The 25,372-nt window shown below is 62.8% G+C and carries 22 protein-coding genes; 4 read left to right on the top strand and 18 right to left on the bottom strand.

Annotated features, from left to right (window positions below; translation table 11 throughout):
• Positions 1–8: 8 nt before the first annotated feature.
• The 4 genes from HNP33_RS15780 to tkt all read right to left on the bottom strand — a co-directional run bounded on the left by HNP33_RS15780 (position 9) and on the right by tkt (position 6,667).
• Complete coding sequence (locus HNP33_RS15780) at positions 9–2,435, bottom strand: heavy metal translocating P-type ATPase (RefSeq protein WP_184710178.1); 2,427 nt, start codon at positions 2,433–2,435, stop codon at positions 9–11.
• Between the two features lie 222 nt (positions 2,436–2,657).
• Entirely contained in the window at positions 2,658–3,656 is a 999-nt protein-coding gene (gene gap, locus HNP33_RS15775) for a type I glyceraldehyde-3-phosphate dehydrogenase (RefSeq protein WP_184710179.1), read from the bottom strand.
• Positions 3,657–3,984: 328 nt separating this feature from the next.
• Positions 3,985–4,533 (bottom strand): hypothetical protein, encoded by a 549-nt coding sequence (locus tag HNP33_RS15770; RefSeq protein ID WP_184710180.1) that lies wholly within the window; start codon positions 4,531–4,533, stop codon positions 3,985–3,987.
• Between the two features lie 94 nt (positions 4,534–4,627).
• Entirely contained in the window at positions 4,628–6,667 is a 2,040-nt protein-coding gene (gene tkt, locus HNP33_RS15765) for a transketolase (RefSeq protein ID WP_184710181.1), read from the bottom strand.
• 229 nt (positions 6,668–6,896) lie between these two features.
• Here tkt and HNP33_RS15760 point away from each other — a divergent pair, with 229 nt between their 5' ends.
• On the top strand, positions 6,897–7,409 hold the full coding sequence (locus HNP33_RS15760) for a PepSY domain-containing protein (protein ID WP_184710183.1): 513 nt from the start codon (positions 6,897–6,899) through the stop codon (positions 7,407–7,409).
• Positions 7,410–7,487: 78 nt separating this feature from the next.
• On the opposite strand, the gene HNP33_RS15755 is transcribed toward HNP33_RS15760, so the two are convergent.
• The 14 genes from HNP33_RS15755 to HNP33_RS15690 all read right to left on the bottom strand — a co-directional run bounded on the left by HNP33_RS15755 (position 7,488) and on the right by HNP33_RS15690 (position 21,226).
• The gene (locus tag HNP33_RS15755) at positions 7,488–8,048 is read right to left on the bottom strand and encodes a GNAT family N-acetyltransferase (protein WP_224150772.1); all 561 of its coding nucleotides are present in this window, start codon (positions 8,046–8,048) and stop codon (positions 7,488–7,490) included.
• A gap of 54 nt (positions 8,049–8,102) precedes the next feature.
• Entirely contained in the window at positions 8,103–8,669 is a 567-nt protein-coding gene (locus HNP33_RS15750; protein WP_184710185.1) for a carboxymuconolactone decarboxylase family protein, read from the bottom strand.
• Positions 8,670–8,692: 23 nt separating this feature from the next.
• On the bottom strand, positions 8,693–10,039 hold the full coding sequence (locus HNP33_RS15745) for an aspartate aminotransferase family protein (RefSeq protein ID WP_184710187.1): 1,347 nt from the start codon (positions 10,037–10,039) through the stop codon (positions 8,693–8,695).
• A gap of 300 nt (positions 10,040–10,339) precedes the next feature.
• A complete protein-coding gene (locus tag HNP33_RS15740) occupies positions 10,340–11,512 on the bottom strand; it encodes an MFS transporter (protein ID WP_184710188.1) in 1,173 nt (390 codons plus the stop codon).
• 64 nt (positions 11,513–11,576) lie between these two features.
• On the bottom strand, positions 11,577–13,028 hold the full coding sequence (locus tag HNP33_RS15735) for an FAD-binding oxidoreductase (protein WP_184710190.1): 1,452 nt from the start codon (positions 13,026–13,028) through the stop codon (positions 11,577–11,579).
• Positions 13,029–13,161: 133 nt separating this feature from the next.
• On the bottom strand, positions 13,162–14,001 hold the full coding sequence (gene hutG / locus HNP33_RS15730) for an N-formylglutamate deformylase (RefSeq protein WP_184710192.1): 840 nt from the start codon (positions 13,999–14,001) through the stop codon (positions 13,162–13,164).
• 134 nt (positions 14,002–14,135) lie between these two features.
• Positions 14,136–15,521 carry a formimidoylglutamate deiminase gene (locus tag HNP33_RS15725; RefSeq protein WP_184710194.1) on the bottom strand — a complete coding sequence of 462 codons (1,386 nt, stop codon included), beginning with the start codon at positions 15,519–15,521 and terminating at the stop codon, positions 14,136–14,138.
• A gap of 19 nt (positions 15,522–15,540) precedes the next feature.
• Positions 15,541–16,128 (bottom strand): HutD family protein, encoded by a 588-nt coding sequence (locus HNP33_RS15720; RefSeq protein WP_418903854.1) that lies wholly within the window; start codon positions 16,126–16,128, stop codon positions 15,541–15,543.
• An 18-nt stretch (positions 16,129–16,146) separates the two neighbouring features.
• Complete coding sequence (locus HNP33_RS15715; RefSeq protein WP_325064947.1) at positions 16,147–16,923, bottom strand: amino acid ABC transporter ATP-binding protein; 777 nt, start codon at positions 16,921–16,923, stop codon at positions 16,147–16,149.
• The gene (locus HNP33_RS15710) at positions 16,920–17,588 is read right to left on the bottom strand and encodes an amino acid ABC transporter permease (protein ID WP_184710198.1); all 669 of its coding nucleotides are present in this window, start codon (positions 17,586–17,588) and stop codon (positions 16,920–16,922) included. The genes HNP33_RS15715 and HNP33_RS15710 overlap by 4 nt, the downstream gene beginning before the upstream one ends.
• A 67-nt stretch (positions 17,589–17,655) precedes the next feature.
• Positions 17,656–18,396 (bottom strand): transporter substrate-binding domain-containing protein, encoded by a 741-nt coding sequence (locus HNP33_RS15705; RefSeq protein ID WP_184710200.1) that lies wholly within the window; start codon positions 18,394–18,396, stop codon positions 17,656–17,658.
• A 44-nt stretch (positions 18,397–18,440) separates the two neighbouring features.
• A complete protein-coding gene (locus tag HNP33_RS15700) occupies positions 18,441–19,217 on the bottom strand; it encodes an IclR family transcriptional regulator (protein ID WP_184710202.1) in 777 nt (258 codons plus the stop codon).
• 353 nt (positions 19,218–19,570) lie between these two features.
• Entirely contained in the window at positions 19,571–20,602 is a 1,032-nt protein-coding gene (locus HNP33_RS15695; RefSeq protein WP_184710204.1) for an XdhC family protein, read from the bottom strand.
• A 9-nt stretch (positions 20,603–20,611) separates the two neighbouring features.
• Positions 20,612–21,226 carry a nucleotidyltransferase family protein gene (locus tag HNP33_RS15690; RefSeq protein ID WP_184710207.1) on the bottom strand — a complete coding sequence of 205 codons (615 nt, stop codon included), beginning with the start codon at positions 21,224–21,226 and terminating at the stop codon, positions 20,612–20,614.
• Between the two features lie 141 nt (positions 21,227–21,367).
• Here HNP33_RS15690 and HNP33_RS15685 point away from each other — a divergent pair, with 141 nt between their 5' ends.
• From HNP33_RS15685 to HNP33_RS15675, 3 genes are all read left to right on the top strand, one after another.
• Positions 21,368–21,850, top strand: coding sequence for a (2Fe-2S)-binding protein (locus HNP33_RS15685; protein ID WP_184710209.1), 483 nt, complete (start codon positions 21,368–21,370; stop codon positions 21,848–21,850).
• Positions 21,847–24,150 carry a xanthine dehydrogenase family protein molybdopterin-binding subunit gene (locus HNP33_RS15680; protein ID WP_184710211.1) on the top strand — a complete coding sequence of 768 codons (2,304 nt, stop codon included), beginning with the start codon at positions 21,847–21,849 and terminating at the stop codon, positions 24,148–24,150. Before HNP33_RS15685 ends, HNP33_RS15680 begins: the two co-directional genes overlap by 4 nt.
• 380 nt (positions 24,151–24,530) lie before the next feature.
• A partial coding sequence (locus HNP33_RS15675; RefSeq protein ID WP_184710213.1) for a type VI secretion system Vgr family protein occupies positions 24,531–25,372 on the top strand: 842 nt, incomplete at its 3' end.

Genomic DNA, 25,372 nt, shown 5'->3' with positions numbered 1-25,372 from the left:
CGGGCCGCTCAAGTGCTGCCCATGGTTTGCAGATCCAGCGCCTGGTTTTCATTGCAAAGATCGGCTTCCGCGTCTGGCAGTTCAACAACTGGCCAACGCAACAGCCGAGCCGCATTCAGCACTACTGCCAGCGAACTGAGCGCCATGCCCAACCCTGCCAGCCAAGCAGGCATGTGACCCATCATGGCCAATGGCACGCAAAGCGCGTTGTAACCTGCAGCCCATAGCAGGTTTTGGCGGATCACGCGCATCGTGGCGCGCGCATGGAGCAGGCTGCAGGCCACTTGACGTAGGTCACCCCCAGGAACCACGATGTCGGACTGCGCTTGTGCCAATGGCAAGGCATCACCCACGGCAAATGACACCTGAGCCGCCGCCAGCACAGGGCCGTCGTTCAAGCCATCTCCCACCATGGCCACGTGGCGGCCCTTGGATTGCTCGGCCTGCAGCCAGCCCAGCTTGTCTGCGGGCGAGCAGTGTCCATGGGCCACTTCAATTCCCAGTTGCTGCGCCACAGTGTGCACAGCCTCTTCACGGTCTCCAGACAGCAGGCAGATGTGCAGCCCCAATCGGCGCAGCGCCTGCAACGCCTGGAAGGCCTCCGGCCTTGGAGATTCAGCCAAAATGAAACCGGCCAATGGATGCCATTGCCCATGTCGCGTGTCGCGCCAAGCAAGCACCAGCCGGGCTTCAGGCACCGTGTCGTACGCAGTTTCGGTAAATGCGGCCGATCCCAGACGCAATTCCACAGACTGCCCAAAGGGAATCATAGGCAAATGTGCAGTCCGACTTTCCAGCGGCATCGCACGCGCCTGCAGGCCCTGGCCCACCACTTCACAGACATCGCTCACCTGCCAGTCGGGCATTTCATCGATATCTGGCCGGATCAGAGCACGCGCGGCAGGGTGGCGCGATTCCCAGCAAAGCAGCGCTGCCAGACGCCAAGCGTCTTCGCCCGACAGTGCTCCCAAGGGCAAAACCTGCTGCACACACAGCTGACCGCCGGTAAGCGTGCCAGTCTTGTCGAACACCACGGTATCGATCTGGCTCAACTGCTCCAAAGCCTGCAGGCGCCTGACCAGCACCCCATGGCGCGCCGCCGCTCCCGCTGCGCACAATAACGAGGCGGGTGCGGCCAGTGACAATGCACACGGGCAGGTGACGATGAGAACTGCCACCGCGACCATCAGCGCCTGTGCTGGGCCTTGCGGCCACCAGAGCGCAGCAGCCAGTGCAGCACACAGCAGCACACCCCATAAAAAAGGCCGCGCTACCCGGTCGGCAAGTTGCACCATCGCCGGCTTCTGCATGGCAGCCTGGCGCATCAAGGCCACCATGCCCGCATAGATGGTCTGCTCGCCCAACCGCGTGACTTCTACGTCCAGCGACGCATTCAGGTTCGTGCTGCCGCTCACCACGCCGTCTCCCGCATGCTTGGGCCGGGGAGTGGACTCGCCGGTCAGCAGCGATTCGTCTGCCTGCGAATTTCCACGGCGCACCACGCCGTCCGCCGCAAAAATATCGCCCGGCAATACACGGATGATGTCCCCTACACACAGGTCGCTCAGCGCCACCGACTGCAACACGCCATGAGGCCCGATACGCTGGACGGATTGCGGCAGACGGTTCAGCGCCTCGTCCAGCAAGCCCGCGTTGCGATGACGCAGGCGCTGCTCCAGAAGACGGCCGGAGAGCAGAAAGAAGACGAACATGGTGAACGAGTCGAAGTACACCTCGCTCCCGAAAGCACCGCCCGGATCCAGCGTGCCCAGTGTGCTGACACCGAAAGCGATGCCCATGCCCAAGGCCACTGGCAGGTCCATTCCCACCTGGTGCCTGCGCAAATCACGCCATGCCCCTTTGAAGAAGGGCTGGCAGGTAAACAGCAGCACCGGTAGCGAAATCACCCATGAGGCCCAGCGCAGCAGCGATTCCATGTCTGCGCTCAGCTCGCCGGGTTGGGCTACGTATACCGGCCATGCATACATCATGACCTGCATCATGCAAAAGGCCGCCACGAGCCAGCGCCACAGCAGCTGGCGGGATTCTTGCCTGCGCATCTCCCGTGCCATTGCATCCATGGCCGGCTGCACGCGGTAGCCCGCCGCCTCGATGGCGGCCATCCAGCGTGAGGGACGGGTTTGCCCCGCAACCCACACCACGCGCGCGCGCTCGGCAGATGTGCTGACTTCTACCTGCTCCACGCCTGGCACAGCGCGCAGTGCGTCTTCAATAGTCAATGCGCAGGCAGCGCAATACATGCCGCCGACCACGATGTGTGATTCCCACCGACCGGCAATATCGTCCAGGCAGCGGCCAAAGCGCGACCATTCTCGGGCATCGTCGAGCAGCAGCGTTCCAGAAACAGGACGGCGGCCCGTCTCCTGAGAAACGGGAAGGGAATCGTCTACGGGCCGTGTATGACTGTCCTGCATGGCGAGAGCTTAGTCAGCTCTTCAAGGTCGCATCTTGATGCGCATCAAGCGTTGCCGACTGCCCCCAGATATTCAATGCCTCGTGGCAGATCCAACGGAGCTGCTTCGGCAAACCCGCCGTGACGAATGCAAAAAAGCCAACATGCTCGGCATGCTGGCTTCTTGTGGTTGCTGTTGCTGCCTGCGTCTAGTGCATCAACGCAGGCAAGTAGCTGCCAGGAATTACTTGGCGACCACTCGTACCATTTCGAGGCACTTGTTGGAGTAGCCCCATTCGTTGTCGTACCAGGAGACGACCTTCACAAAGGTCTTGTCCAGGGCAATGCCCGCTTCGGCGTCAAACACGGAGGTGCAGGTTTCACCACGGAAGTCGGTGGCCACCACTTTGTCTTCGGTGTAGCCCAGCACACCCTTGAGCGCGCCTTGCGACTGCGCCTTCATTTCTGCGCAGATTTCTTCGTAAGTGGCTTCGCTGTTCAGCTCCACGGTCAAGTCCACCACAGAGACGTCAGACGTAGGCACGCGGAAGGACATGCCGGTCAGCTTCTTGTTCAGCTCGGGAATCACCACGCCCACTGCCTTGGCAGCGCCGGTGCTGGAAGGAATGATGTTTTCCAGAATGCCACGGCCACCGCGCCAGTCCTTGTTCGACGGGCCATCCACAGTCTTCTGGGTTGCAGTGGCGGCGTGCACGGTGGTCATCAGGCCGCGCTTGATGCCCCATTTGTCGTTGAGCACCTTGGCCACGGGGGCCAGGCAGTTGGTGGTGCACGATGCGTTGGAGATGATGGCCTCGCCCTTGTAGCGCTTGTCGTTCACGCCGTACACGAACATGGGGGTGTCGTCCTTGGAAGGAGCCGACATGATCACCTTCTTGGCGCCCGCGTCGATGTGCTTCTGCGCAGTTTCCTTGGTGAGGAAGAGGCCGGTGGATTCGATCACCACGTCTGCGCCCACTTCGTTCCACTTGAGTGCTGCAGGATCGCGCTCTTGCGTGAGGCGAATCTTCTTGCCATTGACGATCAGAGTGTTGCCTTCCACAGAAACTTCGCCGTCGAAGCGGCCGTGCACGCTGTCGTACTTGAGCATATAGGCCAGGTAATCAGGCTCCAGCAGGTCGTTGATGGCAACGATTTCGATGTCAGAAAAATTCTGCACTGCCGAGCGCAGCACATTGCGGCCGATACGGCCAAAACCGTTGATACCTACCTTGATTGCCATGGTTTTCTCCAAGTAAATGAAATTCTGGATGTCCATCCGGCTGCAGCAATGGCGATGTGGCGACCGTTTCGCCATCTGGTGCCGCTTTTGAGGCCCGGCGGAGCGACAAGCGCATGCGTCCCGGCACAACAGAGTCACCGAGGCGCTTCAATCATGCCGCGTATTGTAGAGGCGCCTCGTCTCGTGGCACTTTTATGGGCCATTGACCTGGGGCCCGCCTGTGACGGCTGCGCGACAGCAGCGGCACAGCCTGCAACCCGATAGGCATGAAAAAGGCCCCACATAGGGGCCTTGGATTGTTTTGCGCTGGAGGGCGCAGGAACCTGCTCTAAGCGGCCACCGCCTCGGCGGCCTGTATGCGCCGACGGCGCCACCGCATGCCCAGGCCGCCCAGAATGGCCAACAACAGGCCTGCGCCCATCATCAACGGGGCCTCTGCGCTGCTGCGGTCGGCGTCTTCCTGCATGTACTTGGCCATTTGGGCATAGGGTAGGATTTCCTTGCCATCGCCCTTGACCGCGTATGCGTCGTTGTTCGAGCTCGTGGCGTCGTACGAGACCTGAATGGTGTCGGCATTCGCCATGTCCTGCACCTTGGATTCCGGCACCAGGGTGGGCAGGCGCACGGTCAGCTTGTCGCCGGACTGGGGCTGCACGTCCACTTCATAGTAGTAGGAGTGGCTCTCCCCACCGCGGCGACGCTTTTTCGTGACCGTCACCTTGCGGGCGCCGGCCACCTCGCCTTGCACCACGGCCAGGGCCGATTCCTGCGGGATGCCTCCGCCGGTAGCGCTCTGGTAGAGCAGATAACCGCCAAAGCCCAGCAAGGCAAGACCACCGAGCAGCAGATAGCGCGCGTAGCCCAGGATGAAATTCATAGACTTTCTTTCTCCCCCTTGTCGAGGGTTCACTGTTATAGGTATGGCAACTATAGCCATGATCTATCACAATCAAAAGTCTATCTATCAGTGATTAGCGCTTCTGCAACGCCACTTGCACCGTGTTTGCCACGTTTTCGGCGGTAAAGCCAAAGTGTTCGAACAGCACGCCAGCCGGTGCCGATTCGCCATAGGTGTCGATACCGACCACGGCAGCACAGCCGTACTTCCACCAGAAATCGGTCACACCCATTTCCACGGCCACACGTGGCAGGCCCGCGGGCAGCACGCTGGCCTTGTACTTGACATCTTCCTTGTCAAAGGTCGTGGTGCTGGGCATGGAGACGACGCGCACGGCAATCTTGCGCTCGGCCAGCAGGCGCTGGGCCTTCAGGGCCAGCTGCACTTCGGAGCCGGTGGCAATGATCACGGCCTCGGCCTTTTTCTTCAGGCCGATGTCGGCAGGCTCGGACAGCACATAGGCGCCGCGGCTGATGTTGCCAATGGCCTCGCCATTCTTGGGCGCGTAAGGCAGATTCTGGCGCGACAGCAGCAGGGCTGTCGGCTTGTCGCGGTTGGTCAGCGCCACGCTCCAGGCCACGGCGGTTTCGGTGGTATCGGCCGGGCGCCACACGTCCAGATTCGGAATCAGGCGCAGGCTGGCTGCATGCTCGATGGACTGGTGGGTCGGGCCGTCTTCGCCCAGGCCGATGGAGTCGTGCGTGAACACGTGCACCACGCGCCGCTTCATCAGCGCCGCCATGCGGATAGCGTTGCGGCTGTAGTCGCTGAAGGTCAGGAAGGTGCCGCCGTAAGGAATGTAGCCGCCATGCAGCGCCACGCCGTTCATGATGGCGGCCATGCCGAATTCGCGCACGCCGTAGTTGATGTGGCGGCCAATCTGGCCGTCTTCGGTCTTGACCACGTTGCCCTTGTCATCCACACGGAAGGCAGGCGTCGACTTGGTGTTGGTGAGGTTGGAGCCGGTCAGGTCGGCAGAGCCGCCCAGCAGCTCGGGTAGCGCTGCGGTGAAGGCTTCCAGCGCCAGTTGGCTGGCCTTGCGGCTGGCCACGGTCTCGCCCTTGGCGTGGGCGCCGGCCACGGTTTCCACCGCGATCTGGGCAAAGTTCTTGGGCAGGTCGCCTGCCATGCGGCGCTTGAGCGCTTCAGCCAGCTCGGGGAAGGCCTTGGCGTATTCGGCAAACTGGGCGTCCCAGGTCTTTTCGGCCTTGGTTCCCAGTTCCTTGTGATCCCACGCGGCGTAGACGTCCGCAGGAATCTCGAACGGGCCATGGTTCCAGTCCAGCACAGAGCGGGTGAGCGCGATTTCTTCCGCACCCAGCGGCTCGCCGTGGGCCTTGCTCGTGTCCTGGCGGTTGGGGCTGCCCTTGCCGATGCTGGTCTTGCAGATGATGAACGATGGCTTGTCTGCCACCTTCTTGGCCTTGGCGATGGCATCGCTCACGGCCTTGGCGTCGTGGCCGTCGATCGGGCCGATGACGTTCCAGCCGTAGGCTTCAAAGCGCTGGGCGCTGTTGTCGACAAACCAGGGTTGCACCTTGCCGTCGATGGAGATGCCATTGTCGTCGTACAGCGCGATCAGCTTGCCCAGCTTCCAGGCGCCAGCCAGTGCGCAGGCTTCGTGGCTGATGCCTTCCATCAGGCAGCCATCGCCCAGGAAGACATAGGTGTGGTGATCCACCACATCGTGGCCCGGGCGGTTGAATTCGGCGGCCAGCAGCTTTTCTGCCAGCGCAAAGCCCACGGCATTGGTGATGCCCTGACCCAGCGGGCCGGTGGTGGTTTCCACACCGGGGGTGATGTCCACTTCGGGGTGGCCCGGGGTCTTGCTGTGCAGTTGGCGGAAGTTCTTGAGCTCTTCGATCGGCAGCTTGTAGCCGCTCAGGTGCAGCAGCGCGTAGATCAGCATGGAGGCGTGGCCGTTCGAGAGGATGAAACGGTCGCGGTTGATCCAGTGCGGGTTGACGGGGTTGTGCTTGAGGTGCTTGCTCCACAGCGCCACAGCCATGTCTGCCATGCCCATGGGAGCACCGGGGTGGCCGGAATTGGCTTGTTGAACGGCATCCATTGCGAGTGCGCGGATCGCATTCGCCATATTCTGAGTGTTGACCATGGGAGTGGGAGAGGTTGAAAGCAACAAACCCGGCATTTTACTGGCGTGCCCACAAAGCCGCTGGGCCATTCGCACTTTGCCGTACGGAGATAGTGGGCCTCCGCCTACGTCGCGGGCGGCGTATGGTGCCAAACTATCCCCTTCACAGGCCATGACAATGTATAAAACCCAGGCCTTCACGGCGTGCGACGCGCGTCCGCCTCCCATCCAACGCTCGAAAGGATCTTCCATGCAATATCGCATTCGTACTGCCGCCATCGCTTTGGCCCTGGGCCTGTCTTCGCTGGCGGCATCTGCCAGCACCGCAGACAAGCTGGCAGCCGCTCAGGCCGCTGCCATTGATCTATCGCAAGCCATTGATACCGTACAGACCCAGCACGGGCTCAAGGTGGTGGAGGCCGAGATCGACATGAAGAAAAAGCAGCCGATCTATGAGTTCAAGGGCATCAATGCGCAAAACCACGAGACCCAGCTGAAGTTCAGCGCGCTCGACGCCTCCAAGATGCTGGAAACCAAGGACGAAGGCGCTGCCAAGAAGAAGTACACCGACCGCCTGGCCACCGCCAAGATCGGTATCAACGAAGCAATTGCCACTGCACTCAAGCACACGGCTGGCAAGGCCGTGGAAGTGGATCTGGACGACCACCTGGGCGTGCTGAGCTATGACGTGAAGATCATCGACGCCAACAGCAAGCTGGTGGAAGTGCGCGTCAACGCGGTTGACGGCACCATCAAGCAGTAAGCCCTCCCTGCACGCCCGTGCTCTGCCAACAGCAGAGCATCCAAAAGAAAAGGCCAGCCATGCGCTGGCCTTTGCGTTTCAACAGCCCTGGCCGCTGTATGGCTGCACCATGTACACCGCATCTTCGCCATAGCCGCGCACGGCTGCGGCGTCAGCATCGGACAGGCCCGTATGCAGCGCATAGCCTTTGCGGCGCCAGTAATCCTGCGAGCCCTGCACCGATACCAACGCAGAGTGGCGGGGAGACCAGCTGCGCGCACTGTGCCAAAGCGCATCCAGCAGCGCCGATGCCAGCCCCTGGCCCGCACAATCAGGGCTCACGGCCATGTCGTGCAGATACAGGGTGTCGGGAGCTTCATAGTCTTCAAACGCGCCGTGTATGGGTGTGACACGTCCCAGGGCGGAGCGATAAGCCGCCAGGTAGGCCAGCACGGTATCCCCCTGCACGGCCACCAGCGAGCATTGCATGCGGCTGGCGATGCGGGCGCGATAGACCTCCGCACTCTCCATGTAGTGCCTGCCGTAGCAGGCCTCCTGCACCTGCATCAAGCCTTCAAGGTCGGCCAGCGCCAGCGGGCGGATGATGCGGGAATCATTGGAATCAGGGGCAGAAAAGCGCATGGCCTTATTGTCGGCCATGCGCTTTTCTATTGCATGCGCTACGGATTGTGGAGCGGCCGCATGCCGCCCCAATCACAAAGCAGGCAATGGCGCCTGCGAAGACGCGGGCACCGTGGTGCGCGCGGCATTCATCACCATGGACAGCAGGCTGTAGTAACCATTGATGCCAATCAAGTCCATCACGCCCTTGTCGCCGAACAGCTGCTGGGCCTTTGCCCAGGTGGCGTCGCTCACCTGGCGCGCCTGGTGCAGCTCGATGCAAAAATCATGCACCACGGCTTCGTCCTCGGGCATGGCAGAGGGCCGCTTGCCAGCGGCCACCGCATCAATGGTGGCCTGCGCCACGCCTTCGCGCAATGCGATCGGCGCATGAATTGCCCATTCCACCTGCTGCGTCCACTGGCGCGCAGTCACCAGAATGGCCAGCTCGGTCAGGCGCACGCCAATCGCGCTGCGGTAGCGCAGGTATTCGCCCAGGCGCTGCGTATGGTCCATCAGCTCGGGGCTGCGCAGCAGGGGAACAAAGGGCGAGATCAGCGCGCCGCGTGGGCCGTCGATGATGGGTTGCGCATAGCGGCGCTGTTCTTCGCTCCAGGCCTCTTGCGGCAAGGGTGGCATGCGGTCGTTGGCAGATGTCATTGCGAGGGGCTTTTCCTGTACGTTTATGCAGCCGCTGTAGCGCCATTCCGCGCCAGCACGGTATCGATGGCGTCACCCAGGCGCTCCACCACCTGGTCCAGCTCGGATTCACTGATGATGAACGGCGGCGCCAGCAGGATATGGTCGCCATGCTTGCCATCGATCGTGCCACCCATCGGGTAGCACAGCACGCCATTGGCCATGGCCTGCGCCTTGATCTGGGCATGGAGCTTGAGCGCCGCGTCAAAAGGCGCCTTGCTGTCCTTGTCCTGCACCAGCTCCACGCCCCAGAACAGGCCCCGGCCACGAATATCACCGACATGCGGGTTCGTGTCAAAGCGGGCATGCAGCTGCTTTTGCAGGTATGCGCCCCGCGCCAGCACCTGCGGCATCAGCTGGTCGCGCTGAATCACCTTCTGCACCGCCAGCGCCGCAGCCGCAGCCATCGGGTGGCCGATATAGGTGTGGCCGTGCTGGAACAGTCCGCTGCCCTTGCGCATGGCCTCCACAATCCGGCCTTGCGCGAGCACAGCACCAATCGGCTGGTAGCCACCGCCCAGGCCTTTGGCAATGGTCATCAAATCAGGGCTGATGCCCTCCTGCTCCACCGCATGCAGGCTGCCGGTACGGCCCATGCCGCACATCACCTCGTCGGCGATCAACAGAATGCCGTAGCGGTCGCACAGCGCGCGCAGACCCGTCCAATAGCCAGCGGGTGCCGCTATCGCGCCCAGGGTGGCGCCCACCACGGGCTCGGCGACAAAGGCAATCACCTTGTCGGTGCCCAGTTCCTGGAATTTGGCGTCAATCTCGGCCAGCAGGCGCGCTGTGTAGGCCTGCTGGCTTTCGTCTGCGCGGCGGTCACGGTATTCGTAGGCGGGCGCCACGCGGCCCACATCCATCAGGATGGGCGCAAACTGCTTGCGGCGCCATTCGTTGCCGCCAACGGCCAGCGCACCCAGGGTGTTGCCATGGTAGCTTTGGCGGCGCGCGACAAAGTGCGTGCGCTCGGGCTGGCCGATCTCCACAAAATACTGGCGCGCCATTTTCAGCGCGGCTTCCACCGCTTCCGAGCCGCCCGAGACGAAGTACACGTCCGTCATGCCCGCAGGCGCGTGGGCGACCAGGTGGTCGGCCAGCTCTTCCTGCACCTCGGTCGTGAAGAAACTGGTGTGCGCATAGGCCAGCTGGTCAATCTGGCGGTGCATGGCAGCCATCACATCCGGCTGGGCATGGCCCAGGCAAGAGACGGCCGCGCCGCCGCTGGCATCGATATAGGCCTTGCCCGCCTTGTCAAACAGCTGAACACCCTTGCCGCCCACAGCAACGAGCGGAACCTTGGCCAGAGAACGATGGATGACATGGCTCATGATTGAAGCACTCCTTATTCCGTTTCTAAATCAAACGATGACTTTGTCGGCGGCGTTCGCCGTGCTACAGCACTGTCTTCACTTCGCCTTCGCGTACTCCTTTGATTGAGAAACGGCATTTGCGATGCGGCGCCGGCCCTGTGCTGACGGCCATGCGCACAGTATAAGGAGCATTTGTTATTTTTTAAATATTTTTTGGAACAAATGATCCATTTGCATTCATACCGCTACCAATTTGATAGTTAATACGTGCGTCAGTAGTGCGCCAGAGCCCCATTTCATACCAGAACAGCGCCTGGCTCAGGCAGCCGCCCTCTTCTGCCGCCATACCAGCCACCCCATGGCCAGCGCGGTCACCACCAGCGGCACGATGGAGCCCAGGTTGAGCATGTTCCAGCCCTGGCTGGTGACCAGCGCGCCCGAGGCGAACGAGGTCACCGCCATGGTGGCAAACACGAAGAAGTTGATGCAGGCCTGCGCACGGTCCTTTTCCTCGGGGCGGTAGTTCTGCACGGCCAAGGTGGTGCTGCCGGTGAACAGAAAATTCCAGCCCACGCCCAGCAGGCTGAGCGCCAGTGTGAAATGCATCACGGTCTGGCCCGAGAGCGCAATGCCCACGCAGATGGCATTGAGCACCACACCTGCAAACATGACCTGCATCACGCCAAAGCGCTTGATCAGATGACCGGTGAAAAAGCCCGGGGCAAACATGCCGATCACATGCCACTGCAGCACGCCTGCGGCGGCGCTGAAATCGAAACCGCACACGTCCATGGCCAGCGGCGTGGCGGCCATCAGCAGGTTCATGACGCCGTAGCTGGCCGCAGCCGCCAGGGTGGCCACGGCAAAGCCCGGTTGCCGGAGCAGCTCGCCCACCGTGCGCTGCGGCGCGCTGCCAGCCCCTGCGCCTGCTGCCTGCGGTGCAAAGCGCACCAGGCGCATGAGCCCCATCGACACGACCGCCACCACCATCAAGGCCAGGTAAGCGCCCAGAAACGGCGTGGCAAACATGGTGCGCGTGGCGCTGGCCAGGCCCGGGCCCAGCACCGCGCCGATCAGCCCGCCCGCCAGCACCAGCGAGATGGCCTTGTCGCGCTGGGCGGGCGCCACCAGCTCGGCCGCCGCAAAGCGGTAAAGCTGGCCATTGGCACTGTAGTAGCCCGCCACCAGGGTAGACAGGCACAGCAGCACAAAATGCTGCCAGTACGCCGCCAGCGCACACAGCGCCGCCGACCCCAGCGCCACCAGCAGGCCCAGCTGGAACGAGCCCTGCCGCCCCAGCCGCGCCTGGCTCCTGGCCACCAGCGGCGTGGAAAGCGCGCCACCCACCACATAGCCCATCACCGGCAAGGTCGCCATCCAGGATGCGGGCGCCAGGTGCAGGCCCACGAGGCCATTGATGGCGATGAACACCACGTTGTTGGTGAGAAACAAGCCCTGGCACAAGGCCAGCCAGGCGATGGAGCGGTTCATGGCGGTTTGTTATGTGTATTGTGTTCAGAACATGTTTACGTTCTTAAAGCCAGCATGCAGGCGCTCATGGCACAGCGCTGTCACCTACAGCTCCATCGAACACCTTGCCCGGGTTCATCAGCCCCAGGGGATCGAGTGCAGATTTGATAGCACGCATCGCTGCCAGTTCTTGCGCCGTGCGGCTGAACGGCAGGTATGGCTTCTTGTGCAGGCCAATGCCATGCTCTGCAGACACGCTGCCCTGAAATTGTTGCACCAGGCCGTAGAGCACAGCTTCCAGCGCCTCGTCCTCACCGCCAATGGTCTTGCCATCGGTCGTCACATGCAGGTTGCCGTCGCCTACGTGGCCGAAGAACAGGCTGTGGTGGCCGGGCCAGCGGGCGTCGAACGCAGCGCGGCAGGCGGCGGCAAAGCGACCGATATCCACCTGCGGCAGGCTCACGTCGAAATTGACGGGCGGGTGCATGTGCTGGGTCATCTCCGCCGGGGCTTCGCGCAGCTTCCACAGGCTTTTGGCCTGCTCGCCCGATTGTGCAATCACGGCGTCCACCACCTCGCCCGCTTCCATCGCTTCGCCCAGGGCGGCTTCCACGGCGTCCTGCAGGCTGGCTTCGTCCTTGCCGTCCACATCGATCAGCGCCAGGATCGGGTGCTGCTCGGCAAAGGCGGGCTGGAGCTTTTGCCACTGCATCGAGGTCTGCACGAAATCGTTCCACATCAGCTCGAACGCCGCCACGCTGTTGCCAAAGCGCGATTGCATGCGTGCGAGCACCGCCAGGGCTTCGTCAAACCCCGGCATCGCAACCAGGCAGGTGGCCTTGGCTTGCGGCGCGGGGCGCAGGCGCAGCAGCACGCGGGTGATCACGCCCAGGGTGCCTTCTGCGCCGATGAAGAATTGCTTCAGGTCATAGCCGGTGTTGTTCTTGAGCATGGGGCGCAGCATGGGCAGCACGGTACCGTCGGCCAGCACCACTTCCAGGCCCAGCACCTGCTCGCGCATCATGCCGTTCTGCAGCACGCCGTTGCCGCCCGCATTGGTCGATACATTGCCGCCAATCTGGCAGCTGCCGCGCGCGCCCAGATCCACGCCGAACACACGGCCAGCCACCACGGCAGCTTCTTGCACGGCCTGCAAGGTCACACCCGCCTGCACGGTCATCAGGCCGGTGCGCGCATTCACGTCTTCGATGACGTTCATGCGCTCCATCGACACCGCCACGCAGCCGGGTACCGGCACTGCGGCGCCAGCCAGCCCCGTCAATCCGCCCTGCGGCACCACGGGCACGCGGTAGGCATGGCAGATGCGCAGCAAGGCGCTCACTTCGTCCGTGCTGCGCGGGCGCACCAGAGCGAGCGGCTGCACGGGGGCGGTGCCGCTCCAGTCGGTCCAGTATTTGTCGGGGATGGAATCAGCGCCGCTGCGCGCAAAGCCTTGTGCGCCCAAGGCTTGTTCCAACTCGGTCCAGAAGGCAGCGCCAGGGGCAGTTGCTGCGGTGGTAGGGCTCGGGGTAGTCATAGCCCTCTATTGTGGTGCGCCTGGCGCCGCTGTGGCTCAGGCGGCGGCGCTCAGCTGTCATGCCGGTACAGCGAGGAACTACCAAATAGATAGCATCCGGCGCTTATGGATTGGACGCCAGATGCAGTTTTTGCTACCAATGATGGTTAGCGGCCCTGTTTTGCACAAACTGCAGCAGCGCTTCCACCATGCGGCGCACATGCGGCTGGATCTTGGCCGCCACCCCGGGCAGGTAGTCGAACGGCATGGTTTCCTGCATATAGGCGCACTGCGTCATCTCCAGCTGGATGGCGTGCACATTCTGCGCAGGCTGGCCGTAGTGGCGCGTGATATAGCCGCCGGTGTAGCGACCATTGAGCACGGAGGTAAAGCCGTCCGCCGCGCTCTTTTGCGCCTCTGCCAGCAATTGCTCGCCCAGGCCGGGGGCGCAGCTGGCGCCCTTGTTGGTGCCCAGGTTCAGGTCGGGCAGCTTGCCTTCGAAAAAGCGCGGCAGTACCGAGCGGATCGAGTGCGCATCCCACAGCCCGGCCGCGCCATGCTGCGCCTTGATGCGCGCCAGCTCAGCCGCCAGCTGGTCGTGGTAGGGCTGCCAGACGGCATCGCGGCGTTGGGCGATCTCGGCGTCGTCTGGCTCCAGCTCCTTGCTGCGGTAGATCGGCGTGTCGGCAAAGGTGTCGGTCGGGCACAGGCCCGTCACGCTCTGACCGGGGTAGAGGCTCGCGCCATCAGGCGGGCGGTTCATGTCGACCACAAAGCGCGAATGCGTCGCCACCAGGGTGGAGGCGCCAATCTCCTCGGCAAAGGCGTACAGGATGGGCAGGTGCCAGTCGGTGTCGTGCACCTCGCGCGCATCGGGCATGAAGCGCTCGGCCAGCGCAGGCGGCACGTAGGTGCCGACGTGCGGGAAGGAGATCAGGACAGGCGCGGTTCCCTGGCGAAATTCAAACGCCGGACGGTCGGTTTCGAAATGCATATGAGGCTCCTTCTTTCTCTCCGTGCCTTCTGTTCATCAAAAAAATGAGCTGGTGGCGCTTATCTGTATTGATTTTCATAATGTTTTATATATGAAAATCAATAAAACAATGCGCCTGCAGCTATGCTTTTCACCTAGGCAAGCAGCGCACTACGCGCAGCGACAAAAGCCTGCTGCGCACTGCGGTGCAGGGTGTGGCGGCCTTGTTCAACCTGGCACTGCCCGGCCACCCAGACGCTGGCCACCGCATTGCTGCGGCTGCAGGCAAAGACGTGCGAGTCGAGCTGCTCGGCCACCGGCAGCCCTGCGAGTGCGAAGTGCTCGCCGTCGAGCACAACGCAATCGGCCTGCTGCCCCACGGCAAGGCCCGCCACATCGCGGCCAGCAGCCTGCGCTCCGCCCTGCACGGCAGCGAGCATCATGTGGCTGGCCACGTGCGGCTGCTGCGCACTGGCGGCCACATTGCGCTGCTGCGACTGCAGCCGCTGGCTGTATTCCAGCATCATCAATTCTTCCGCTGCATTCACACCGATGTGGCTGTCCGATCCAATACCCCAGCGGCCTGCACCGGCTTGCCAGCGCGGCAGGTCGAAAATGCCGTCGCCCAGATTGGCCTCGGTCAGCGGGCACAGGCCTGCAACAGCTTGGGAAGCGGCGGCGGCGGCGTATTCCGCATCGTCCATGTGCGTGGCATGCACCAGGCACCAGCGCGCGTCCACCGGCATGTGCTCCAGCAGCCAGGCCACCGGGCGCTGTCCGCTCCACTGCAGGCAGGCGTTCACCTCGACCATCTGCTCGGCGATGTGGATATGGACGGGCGCCTGTGCATTCAATGCATGCAGGCCTTGCACGGCCTCTTTGAGGGCATCGGGCGCCACGGCGCGCAGCGAGTGCGGCGCCAGGCCCAGCGCGGCGCCCTGGGCGGCGCAGGCGGGGGCCAGGGCTTCGAGCAGGCGCAGCATGTTGTCGGTGCTGCGGATGAAGCGCTTTTGGCCGTCGCCAGGCGGCAGGCCGCCAAAGCCGCTGTTCTGGTAGAGCACGGGTAGCAAAGTGATGCCGATGCCCGCCGTTTTCGCAGCGCGCAGCAGGGCCAGGCTCAATTCGCTGTCTGGCGCGTAGGGCTGGCCATCGGGCTGGTGGTGCAGGTAGTGAAACTCGCACACGCTGGTGTAGCCCGCCTCCAGCATTTCGATATACAGCCAGGTGGCAATGGCCTCCAGGTGCTGCGGCGACAGGCGCGCGGCAAAGCGGTACATCAGATTGCGCCAGCTCCAGAAGCTGTCCTGCGCCTGGCCGCGAAACTCCGACAAGCCCGCAAATCCACGCTGAAAGGCGTGCGAGTGCAGGTTGGGCATGCCCGGCAATACCGGGCCTGCCGCCCGCATGGTGCCTTGCGGTGCCTCTGCATCGGCTTGCACCGATGTAAAGCGCCCTTGCGCATCCCAGCGCAGCAATACGTTCTGCGCCCAACCGCCAGGCAGCAGCGCATGGGCGGCAAACAAACTCTTTTCTTGGTTCATGGTTCGCATGGCAGGCGCATCAAGCACCTTTTGCCACCTTGTTCAAAGCCACGGCAATCAGGGTCGCGTCATCACTTGCCGCAGTCACCTCCACCGCATGGCCAGCATGCGCGGCCCAGTACACGCCATCTTGGCCCCCCGCCTGCAGCGCAGCGCCGCCAGCCAAACGCCACTGGCCCGTGCGCGCCAGCAGCAGCCCATGGGGCGACGCCAGCTGCACGCTGCCACCGTGGTGAATGCTGACCACGGCGCGCGCCACGTCACGCCGCGTCATCACATTGAAATCGTACGAAGGGCCGCCCAGCAGGTCGCAATCCAGCGCCACATCGCCCGAAAAGGCAAAGGGCTGCAGGGCCTGACCCAGCCGGTGGTTGATGGCGCCGTCACCGGAGTGCAGATGCACGCCGTCGCCCGACAGCAGGGTGATCACGCGGTCGATACCGGCAAAGGCCGAAAACGGACCGCTCTTGGCAATCTGCGCGATGCTGATGCGCCATTCAAAGCTGTCAAGGCCTGCGCCCTGTGGCCAGCACACCACTTCCTGTGTGGTGCCGCCGCCGTTTTTCCATGGCGCAGCGGGCAGCGCCTGGCTGCTGAAAAAATGCATGCTCATTCAGCCGCTCGCTCATTGCTTGGTCAGTACCGCCTGCAGGAAGCTGCGCGTGCGCTCCTTGGTCGGGTTGCTGAAGATGGTGTTGGGGTCACCGGCTTCGATGATGCCACCGCCATCCATCACCACCACCACGTCGGCCACTTCCTTGGCAAAGCCCATTTCGTGGGTCACCACCATCATGGTCATGCCTTCGGAGGCGAGCATCTTCATCACCTGCAGCACTTCGCCCACCAGTTCGGGGTCGAGCGCCGAGGTCGGCTCGTCGAACAGCATGACCTTGGGGCGCATGGCCAGCGCGCGGGCAATGGCCACGCGCTGCTTCTGGCCGCCCGAGAGGCTCGCAGGCATGGCGTCGGCCTTGTGACCCAGGCCCACTTTCTTGAGCAGGTCATGCGCCAGGGCATCTGCATCCTTGCGGCTCATGCCGTGCAGCTTGCGCGGGCCGAGGGTGACGTTGTCGATCACCGACAGGTGCGGAAACAGGTTGAAGGACTGGAACACCATGCCCACTTCTTCACGCAGCGCGTTGAGCTCCTTGTCGGGCAGCATGCGACCTTCGTCGACCAGCGTGCGGCCGCAGATGTCGACGCGGCCGCCCTGGGGCTCTTCCAGACCATTGCAGCAGCGCAGAAAGGTGCTTTTGCCCGAGCCGCTGGGGCCGATGACCACCACCACCTGCTGGGGCTGCACATCAAAGTCAATGCCGTTGAGCACCACGTGATCGCCATAGGCCTTGCGCAGGCCGCGAATGCGGATCATGGATTCCTGGTTGGGGGTTGCAGCACTCATTGCACCATGCCTCCAGCGCGCATGCGCTTTTCAAAATGGCGCAGCAGCAAGGTCGTCACGCCCGTCAATACGAAATAGATCACGGCAATCGCCAGATACACCTCCAGCGAACGGTAGGAGACGCTGATGATCTTCTGGCCTTCGTGCATCACGTCGTGGATGGTGAGCAGCGACACCAGGGCCGAATTCTTGATCAGCGCGATGAATTCATTGCCCAGCGGCGGAATCATGCGCACGATGGCCTGCGGCAGGATGACCGAAGTCATCGCCTGGCCGGACGACATGCCGATGGAGCGTGCCGCTTCCATCTGGCCCTTGTCGATGGACTGGATGGCGCCGCGCACCACTTCGGACACATAGGCGCCCGAGTAGATGCCCAGACCCAGCACGCCGCAGGCAAAGGCCGGCAGCATGATGCCGAACTGGGGCAGGCCAAAGAACAGGATGAACAGCTGCACCAGCAGTGGCGTGCCACGGATGGCGGCCACATAGGCCGTGCAGACGCCGTAGACAATCCGGCGCTTGGGGTTCAAGCGGCCGATACCGATCAGCAGGCCCATCACACAGCCCAGCAGCAGCGCGCAGGCGGTGATCTCCACTGTCACCGCGGCGCCGCGCAGCAGCTCCGGCCAACCTGCCCAGACGGGCGAAAAATCCAATTCCATAATCTATCCTGTCGTGTCGGTACAGCACGCGGCACTCGCCACGCGCTGCGGACATCACTGCTTCACATTACTTGGTGGGGAACCACTTGTTGACGATGGCCTGGTAGCCGCCATCGGCCTTGAGCTGCTCCAGCGCCTTGTTGACGGCAACGGTCAGCTCGGGCATGTCCTTGCGGATGGCCATGCCGTATTCCTCGGTCGTCAGCTGCTCGGGCAGCACCTTCATGCCGCCACGGGTGCGGATGTACTGGAACGCGGCGGGCTTGCCGGTGACGGCGGCATCGGCGCGGCCGATATCCACCAGATTGAACATCTCCTGGTTCTTTTCCACTTCGACGCGCTGCACCTTGGGGTAGTGCTCGGTCAGAAAGCCCACCGACTTGGTGCCCACCTGCACCGACACCTTCTTGCCATTCAGATCGGTCAGCTTGGCAATCGAGCTGCCGTCCTTGACCATGGCGACCAGGCCGCCGGCGTAGTAAGGCTGGGTGAAATCCACAACCTTCTTGCGCTCCTCGGTGATGTAGATGGCCGATACCGCCATGTCGTAACGCTTGGCAATGAGGCCGGGCACCAGGCCCTTGAAGTCGATATCGACCCATTCCACCTTCTTGCCCATCTTGGCGGCAACGGCTTCCACCAGCTCCACGTCAAAACCGGTCTTTTTGCCGTTCTCGACAAACTCCATGGGTGGGAAGGTGGCATCGGTCGCCACGCGCAGCACATTGGACTGGGCAAACGCGGCGGCACCTGCGCCCAGGGCCATGGCAACCACAGCGGTCTTCAAAACGGTACGACGGAAGTTCATGGGGAAGTCCTTTCGGGGGGGGGAATTGGAAAAAATGGAATCGATCATTCAGCCAGGATGCGGGAAATACGCGCCGCGGCGGCCAGGGTGGCCTGCACCAGTTGCGCCTCCTGCTGCAACACGCGCTGGTGCGGCGCCATCAGCGTGATGGCGGCTACCGCGCGGCGGCCACTGCCAAAAAGCGGCGTGCTGCAGCCCCACACACCGGCATCGACTTCACCGATGGTGGTGATGTAGCCGCGCTCGCGCAGGGCAGCCAGCTCGGCGGCCGCCTCGTTGTACGCCGCCGTGTCGCGGCCATGGTGCTGGCTGAGCAGTGCATCGCGCTGGACGGCGGGCAGGTAGGCCAGCACGCACTTGGCCGAAGCACCTACGCGCAGCGGCACGCTGCTGCCCTTGACGAAGGAGCAGCGCAGCGACTGAGGGCTCTCCACCATGTCCAGGCACACGGCCTGGCCATTGGCAGCGACCAGCAAGCCCGCGCTCTCACGGGTCTGCTCGGTCAGTTGCACCAGAATGGGACGGGCCACCTGCACCAGATGCGAGCCATCGTCAAAACCACGTGCCAGTTGCAAACCCAGCGGCCCGGGCGCATAGCTGCCGCCGCTTTCAGCCACAAAGCCAAAGCGCTTGAGCCGCGCCAATTGCCGGTACAGGCTGCTGCGCGGCAGGCCGGTGCGCTGCATCAGATCTACGGCAGACAACGCGCGGTCCGCACAGGCCAGCACCGCCAGCACCTGCAGCACACGGTCGGCGGCCGAAATCTCGGCAGCCGGTGCAGCAGGGTCATCAACAGTCGCCAAGCGCTCTGGAACAGTCATTCTTTAATTCCCATTCATCGGGATTATAAAATTACAGAGTGAAACAAAATCCATGTCTGAATTTTCATTTTTACCTCTGGAGATACCGTTAGTAAAAACCCTTGCCGGAATCAGAATGCAAATTCAATATCCCATTAATTGGGAATAAAAATTGTAAAAATGGGACTGATCTACGGATTTCACGCCGCCCACAAACAAACATCAGGGCATCGCGGGCGCGCACGAAGACGAAGATGCACACCTTGGGCCAGCGGCACACAATGCAAGCAAGGATGGTGCCCGGGCACCAACGATGTACCCCGGGCGCCAGGGAGCGCCAAGGAACGCGCTCAGGGGACGAACTCGCCAGAAGGCTATGGCGCGGCGGCGCTGGCCAGGGCCTTGCCCTGCTCCACGGTCATCTCACGCGGCAGGGCAACCCCGTTCTTGACGGCCAGTATCTCGGCCATGATGCTGACAGCGATCTCTGCCGGAGTCTTGCTGCCGATATACAGGCCCACCGGGCCGTGCAGCCGCGACAGGCTCTCATCGGTCTCGCCGAAATGGGCCTTGAGCCGGTCCTTGCGGCTGTCGGTGTTGCGACGCGACCCAATGGCGCCCACATAGAACGCCGGGCTGCGCAGGGCCTCCATCAAGGCCATATCGTCCAGCTTGGGGTCGTGGCTCAAGGCCACGATGCAGCTGCGCGGATCGGGGGCGAAGGCCAGCACTGCGTCATCGGGCATGTCATGCCACAGTCGCACCCCGGGCATACCCAAAGCGCTCCAGTCCAATGCCCCCCAGTACTCTTCGCGGGGATCGCACACCGTCACGGCAAAACCGGAAAACTGCGCCATCGTGGCCAGATACTGCGCCATCGCACCTGCGCCGATCAGCAGCATGCGCCATGCGGGGCCAAGCACATTGCGCATGGTGGCCCCGTCCCACTGCAGATCAATGGCCTGGGAGGCTGGCGCCAACGCGGTAGCCCCGGTGTGTCCATCGACGATCCGCTCCACCAGCAGGCCGCGCGACAGCCGATCCACCAGATCGCGCAGCACCGGCAGGGACGGGGCAAATTCCAGCAACAGCTCCAGAGTGCCGCCGCACGGCAGCCCAAAGCGGTGCGCCTCATCGGCCGTGACCCCATAACGCACCAGCCTGGTGGGCTGGCCCCCTACCGCTGCTGCACGCTGCGGTCCCGAAAAGCGCTGGATCAGGTCATCCTCTATACAGCCGCCCGAAACCGAGCCGATCGCCTGACCGTCGCCGCGCAACGCCATCATGGCCCCCTCCGGCCTGGGCGACGAGCCCCAGGTACGCACCACCGTGGCCAAGAGCGCGGGGTGACCGGCTTCCAGCCAGTCCTTCAAGGTTCGCAGCACCAGGGCGTCCATGTCTTGCATTGCACATCCTCATTCCATCGTGGCTGATGCGCCCACAAGACGCGCCAGCCGCTCCAGATCTTCAAGCGTATCCACATCGCTCACCACACCGGCGTCCGGCACCGAAGCGTCCTGCACCTGTTGCAACGCACGCAAGGCCTGCACCACACTGGCAGCACCCTGCTCGCCGCTGAGCTGGCTGAGCGCCGGGTAACACAGGGCGTCAAACACCACCGGATGACCCCGCTGACCGCCGTAATGGGGCACCACGCAGCGAATACCCCGAGGCCGTGCAACATGCAGCACCTGCGCCAGCGACACCAGGGTGGAAGCCTGCACCAAAGGCAGATCGCCCGGCAGAACCAGCCAGGCGCCGGCCTGCGAGGTGGCGCGCACCCCGGCTGCAATGGAATCAGCCATGCCGCTGCCTGCGGGCATGGCGTCCACCACATGCCAGCGCAGGCCACTGGCGCGCACGGCTGCCAACACATGCTCCAGCACCGTGCGCCCTTGCAGCAAGGCCTGCAGCTTGCTCCCACTCCCCCCCGATTGCACAAAGCGGCGCCCCTGCCCGGCGGCAAGCACAACCACAACGGCATCGTCGGCGGCATCGGATCGGCGGTGGGATAGGGCAGCGGCAGGCATGCCCGTGAGCATCATTCGCCGCCGCCACCGCTCATGTAGGACAACACGCCGTGATGCGCGCTGGGCGTTGACGCGCCGGGCGTTTCTACGCAAATTCGTGTGGCGCTTTCCTCCCCCACGATCCAAAACAGACAAGACCCCATGGCGACACTTTCCATCAACGGTACGCAGCAAACCGTGCAAGCTGCGGATGACACCCCCTTGCTGTGGGTGCTGCGCGACGAACTGGGCATGACCGGCACCAAATTTGGCTGCGGCATGGCCATGTGCGGTGCCTGCACCGTGCATATCAATGGCCAGCCGACCCGCTCGTGCGTCACCCCCATCTCTGCGCTGCAGGGTGTGCAGGTGGCGACGATCGAACATCAGGAGACCGATGCCATTGGCCGCGTGGTACAGGCCGCCTGGGTGGAGCTGAGCGTGGCCCAGTGCGGCTACTGCCAGGCCGGGCAGATCATGTCGGCCATCGGCCTGCTCAAGAGCAACAAGAACCCGTCAGACCAGGAGATCAGCGACGCCATGAGCGGCAACATCTGCCGCTGCGGCGCCTACCCGCGCATCCATGCCGCCATCCAGCTGGCGGCCAAGAATCTGGCCAAAGCAGGGACGGGAGCTCCATCATGAATGCACGCGACAAAAACCTGGGCGGCCTCTCGCGCCGGCAACTGCTGCAAGCCGGTGTTGCCGGCTTGACGCTGGCAGTTACTGCACAAGGCAAGGTATGGGCCGCCACACCGGCAGAAGCCAAGAAATACGGAGCCGACTCCATGCCCGGCGGTACGGTGGACGATCCGCTGGTCTTCGTCTCCATCGCAGACAGCGGAGTGGTCACCATCATTGCTCACCGCGTAGAAATGGGTACCGGCGTGCGCACCAGCCTGCCAATGGTCGTGGCCGACGAAATGGAAGCCAAATGGGACATGGTGCAAGTCCAGCAGGCAGAAGCCAACGAAGCCCGCTATGGAAACCAGAACGTGGACGGCTCGCGCAGCATGCGCCACTTCTTCATGCCCATGCGCCGCGTGGGCGCTGCCGCGCGCCAGATGCTGGAAGCGGCCGCCGCCGCCCAGTGGGGTGTGCCGGTGACACAAGTCAAAGCCGTGCAGCACGAAGTGGTACACAGCGCCAGCGGCAAACGCCTGGGTTACGGCGAACTCGCCCAGGCGGCAGCCAAGCTCGCGGTGCCGCCCGAAAACCAACGCCGCCTGAAAAAAGAATCGGAGTTCCGCTACATCGGCAAGAGCCAGGTTCGCATGGTGGATCTGGAAGCCATCGGCAAAGGCCGGGCCAAATATGGCATGGACCAGCACATGCCGGGCATGGTGTATGCCGTGGTGGCGCGCCCTGCGGTGCTGGGCGTCAAGCTGCGCAGCTTCAATGGCGACAAGGCCATGCAGGTGCCGGGTGTTCTCAAGCTGGTCGAGATACCCATGTACCAGGGCGCCCCCGCATTCAGCCCCTTGGGCGGAGTTGCCGTGGTGGCCCGCAATACCTGGGCAGCCATGCAAGGCCGCAAGGCGCTGGAGCTGACCTGGGAAGACAGCCCGCACACCCAATATGACTCGGCCAGCTACCGCCAGACCCTGGAGAAGGCGGCCCGCGCGCCCGGCAAATCGGTACGCAATGAAGGCGACGTGGCCGCCGCCTGGGGCAAAGCCAAGCCAGCGCAGCGTATCACCGCCGAGTACTACATTCCCACACTGGCCCACGCCTCCATGGAACCCCCCGTGGCCACCGCTCTGGTCAAAGACGGCCAGTGCGAGATATGGACATCCAGCCAGGACCCGCAGACCGCGCTGAACTACGTGGCCAAGGCCCTGGGCCTGCCCCCCGAGAAGGTGAAAGTCCAGTGCGGGCTGCTGGGCGGCGGGTTTGGCCGCAAATCCAAGTGCGATTATGTGGTGGAGGCCGCGCTGGTGGCCAAGGCCATGCCCGGCACACCCGTCAAACTGGTGTGGACACGCGAAGACGACATCCAGCACGACTACTACCATGCCGTGGCAGTGGAGCACCTGGAAGCGGCCATCGGCAAGAAAGGCCTGCCAGACAGCTGGCTGCACCGCACGGTCTCGCCCACCATCAGCTCCCTGTTCGACCCCAATGCGCAAGGCGAAAGCCCGATGGAACTGGGCATGGGCGCCATCAACATGCCCTACCGGATACCAAACGTGCGCATTGAGACCGGCAATGTGCCCGCGCACTCACGCATCGGCTGGTTCCGCTCGGTCTACAACATACCGCATGCATTTGCCACCCAGTGCTTCATTGCCGAGCTGGCCCACCATGCGGGCAAGGACCACAAGCAGTACGCGCTGGATCTCATCGGCCCGGCTAGAAAGTTGAATCCGGACAAGGCCTTGGCCGACGCCTGGAACTACAGCGAAGACCCCGAGCGCTACCCCTACGATACCGGGCGCCTGCGCGATGTGATTGAGGCTGCCACACGCGGCGCGGGCTGGGGCCGCAAGCTGCCCAAGGGGCGCGGCCTGGGGTTGGCGTTTTCCTACAGCTTCGTGACCTATGCAGCCACCGTGGTCGAGGTCAAAGTCGATGACAAAGGCCAAGTCAAAGTGCTGTCCGTGGACATGGCACTCGACTGCGGCCCGCAGGTCAATCCCGAACGCATCCGCTCGCAGATGGAGGGCTCGGCCGTCATGGGTATCGGCATCGCGTTGATGAGCGAAATCAGCTTTGACAAGGGCCAATGCCGGCAAAGCAACTTCCATGACTACGAAGTGCTGCGCCACAACGCATCGCCGCCGGTCATTCGTACCCACCTGGTCAACAACCACCTGCTCACCCCCCCAGGCGGCGTGGGCGAGCCGCCGCTGCCACCCGTGGCACCCGCCGTGTGCAATGCCATCTTTGCGGCAACCGGCGTGCGCGTGCGGGATCTGCCGGTGCGGCAGGTCAAGCGCGGCTGAGCGGCGCATAAAACGTATTTACGACCTCTACGCAGCCGTGTTGAAGTGAAATCGGGATGATTTCACTTCAACCCTTCGGAACAATTGGTTGGTGAGCGCCTGACTAGTGCGCTTGCCCAGGCTCTTTGCCGCTGCCGTTTACGTGTGAAGCGCATTTGGGCTTACAAGGGCGTTGTTGCATGACGGAGACTTCCCATCCATGCAAATACCGCTAGGCATTCACCATGCTTTTTACTTCTTCGTATTGAGAAACCTCAACCGCGCGAATTCGGTGTATCTAATCGACGCCTCTTGACAATCGGTCGCTCATTTCCGGTTGCTCCTCCCTATTATCTGGCCCCATACCAAAGCACATACACCCATAAAAACCAGGGGCCACCATGCCAAGCCGCACCTTTGTCGCCCACAGCCCGCTGGGCGAACAACTGGAATTCCGCTCGCTCGAAGGCGCCGAGCAGATATCACGGCTGTTTGAGTTTCGGGTGCGGCTGCTGAGCGACTCCCCCAGCATCTCTGCCAAATCCTTGCTAGGCAAGGACATGAGCATCGAGATTGATCTGACCACTGAGGACGCAGGCAGCGGCAAGCGGTTCATCTCCGGGCAGGTGACGCAATTCACCTACATTGGCCGCGACGGCGATTTCAGCGCTTATCAGGCGGTGCTCAGACCCTGGCTGTGGCATGCCACGCGCCGCAGTGATTTCAAAATCTTCCAGTTCAGAAAAGCCCCCGACATCATCAAGGAAGTGCTCGGTAAATATGGCTTTTCTATTGAGGACCGGTTAACGGGCAATTACCGCGAATGGACCTATATGGTCCAGTACGGTGAGACAGATTTCAACTTTGTCTCTCGCCTTATGGAAGAAGAAGGCATCTTCTACTTCTTCTCCCATAGCAGCGGAAGCCATAAGCTGGTGCTCGCTGACGACATCGGCTCTGTCAGCCCTTTGCCCAACGGCCCCACCACCATTGCCTATTACCCCAATAGCCGTGCTGCGCATGTGCACAGCGAAGATTTTGTTGACGGATGGATCTATGCCGAAGATATCGCATCCGGCAACTTTGAAGCCGATGACTACGATTTTGAGAAACCTCAGACAGACCTGACCACTCGCCAGCAGCAGCCTGCAGGCCACAGCGAAGACAGCAGAGAGCAATACGAATGGCCCGGCGGCTACACCGAGCATGGCGATGGTGAGAACTACGCGCGCATCCGCATCGA

The organism is Comamonas odontotermitis, assembly GCF_014207855.1.
In the GTDB taxonomy this organism is placed as follows: domain Bacteria; phylum Pseudomonadota; class Gammaproteobacteria; order Burkholderiales; family Burkholderiaceae_C; genus Comamonas; species Comamonas odontotermitis_A.
Note: the sequence above shows the minus strand (reverse complement) of the source record. Positions and strands in the feature narration are given on the sequence as shown.

Excerpts from the sequence above, each read along its gene's own strand:
- HNP33_RS15780 (WP_184710178.1), bottom strand. The coding sequence starts at position 2,435 with ATGCAGGACAGTCATACACGGCCCGTAGACGATTCCCTTCCCGTTTCT.
- gap (WP_184710179.1), bottom strand. The coding sequence starts at position 3,656 with ATGGCAATCAAGGTAGGTATCAACGGTTTTGGCCGTATCGGCCGCAAT.
- HNP33_RS15770 (WP_184710180.1), bottom strand. The coding sequence starts at position 4,533 with ATGAATTTCATCCTGGGCTACGCGCGCTATCTGCTGCTCGGTGGTCTT.
- tkt (WP_184710181.1), bottom strand. The coding sequence starts at position 6,667 with ATGGTCAACACTCAGAATATGGCGAATGCGATCCGCGCACTCGCAATG.
- HNP33_RS15760 (WP_184710183.1), top strand. The coding sequence starts at position 6,897 with ATGCAATATCGCATTCGTACTGCCGCCATCGCTTTGGCCCTGGGCCTG.
- HNP33_RS15755 (WP_224150772.1), bottom strand. The coding sequence starts at position 8,048 with ATGGCCGACAATAAGGCCATGCGCTTTTCTGCCCCTGATTCCAATGAT.
- HNP33_RS15750 (WP_184710185.1), bottom strand. The coding sequence starts at position 8,669 with ATGACATCTGCCAACGACCGCATGCCACCCTTGCCGCAAGAGGCCTGG.
- HNP33_RS15745 (WP_184710187.1), bottom strand. The coding sequence starts at position 10,039 with ATGAGCCATGTCATCCATCGTTCTCTGGCCAAGGTTCCGCTCGTTGCT.
- HNP33_RS15740 (WP_184710188.1), bottom strand. The coding sequence starts at position 11,512 with ATGAACCGCTCCATCGCCTGGCTGGCCTTGTGCCAGGGCTTGTTTCTC.
- HNP33_RS15735 (WP_184710190.1), bottom strand. The coding sequence starts at position 13,028 with ATGACTACCCCGAGCCCTACCACCGCAGCAACTGCCCCTGGCGCTGCC.
- hutG (WP_184710192.1), bottom strand. The coding sequence starts at position 14,001 with ATGCATTTCGAAACCGACCGTCCGGCGTTTGAATTTCGCCAGGGAACC.
- HNP33_RS15725 (WP_184710194.1), bottom strand. The coding sequence starts at position 15,521 with ATGAACCAAGAAAAGAGTTTGTTTGCCGCCCATGCGCTGCTGCCTGGC.
- HNP33_RS15720 (WP_418903854.1), bottom strand. The coding sequence starts at position 16,128 with ATGCATTTTTTCAGCAGCCAGGCGCTGCCCGCTGCGCCATGGAAAAAC.
- HNP33_RS15715 (WP_325064947.1), bottom strand. The coding sequence starts at position 16,923 with ATGAGTGCTGCAACCCCCAACCAGGAATCCATGATCCGCATTCGCGGC.
- HNP33_RS15710 (WP_184710198.1), bottom strand. The coding sequence starts at position 17,588 with ATGGAATTGGATTTTTCGCCCGTCTGGGCAGGTTGGCCGGAGCTGCTG.
- HNP33_RS15705 (WP_184710200.1), bottom strand. The coding sequence starts at position 18,396 with ATGAACTTCCGTCGTACCGTTTTGAAGACCGCTGTGGTTGCCATGGCC.
- HNP33_RS15700 (WP_184710202.1), bottom strand. The coding sequence starts at position 19,217 with ATGACTGTTCCAGAGCGCTTGGCGACTGTTGATGACCCTGCTGCACCG.
- HNP33_RS15695 (WP_184710204.1), bottom strand. The coding sequence starts at position 20,602 with ATGCAAGACATGGACGCCCTGGTGCTGCGAACCTTGAAGGACTGGCTG.
- HNP33_RS15690 (WP_184710207.1), bottom strand. The coding sequence starts at position 21,226 with ATGCCTGCCGCTGCCCTATCCCACCGCCGATCCGATGCCGCCGACGAT.
- HNP33_RS15685 (WP_184710209.1), top strand. The coding sequence starts at position 21,368 with ATGGCGACACTTTCCATCAACGGTACGCAGCAAACCGTGCAAGCTGCG.
- HNP33_RS15680 (WP_184710211.1), top strand. The coding sequence starts at position 21,847 with ATGAATGCACGCGACAAAAACCTGGGCGGCCTCTCGCGCCGGCAACTG.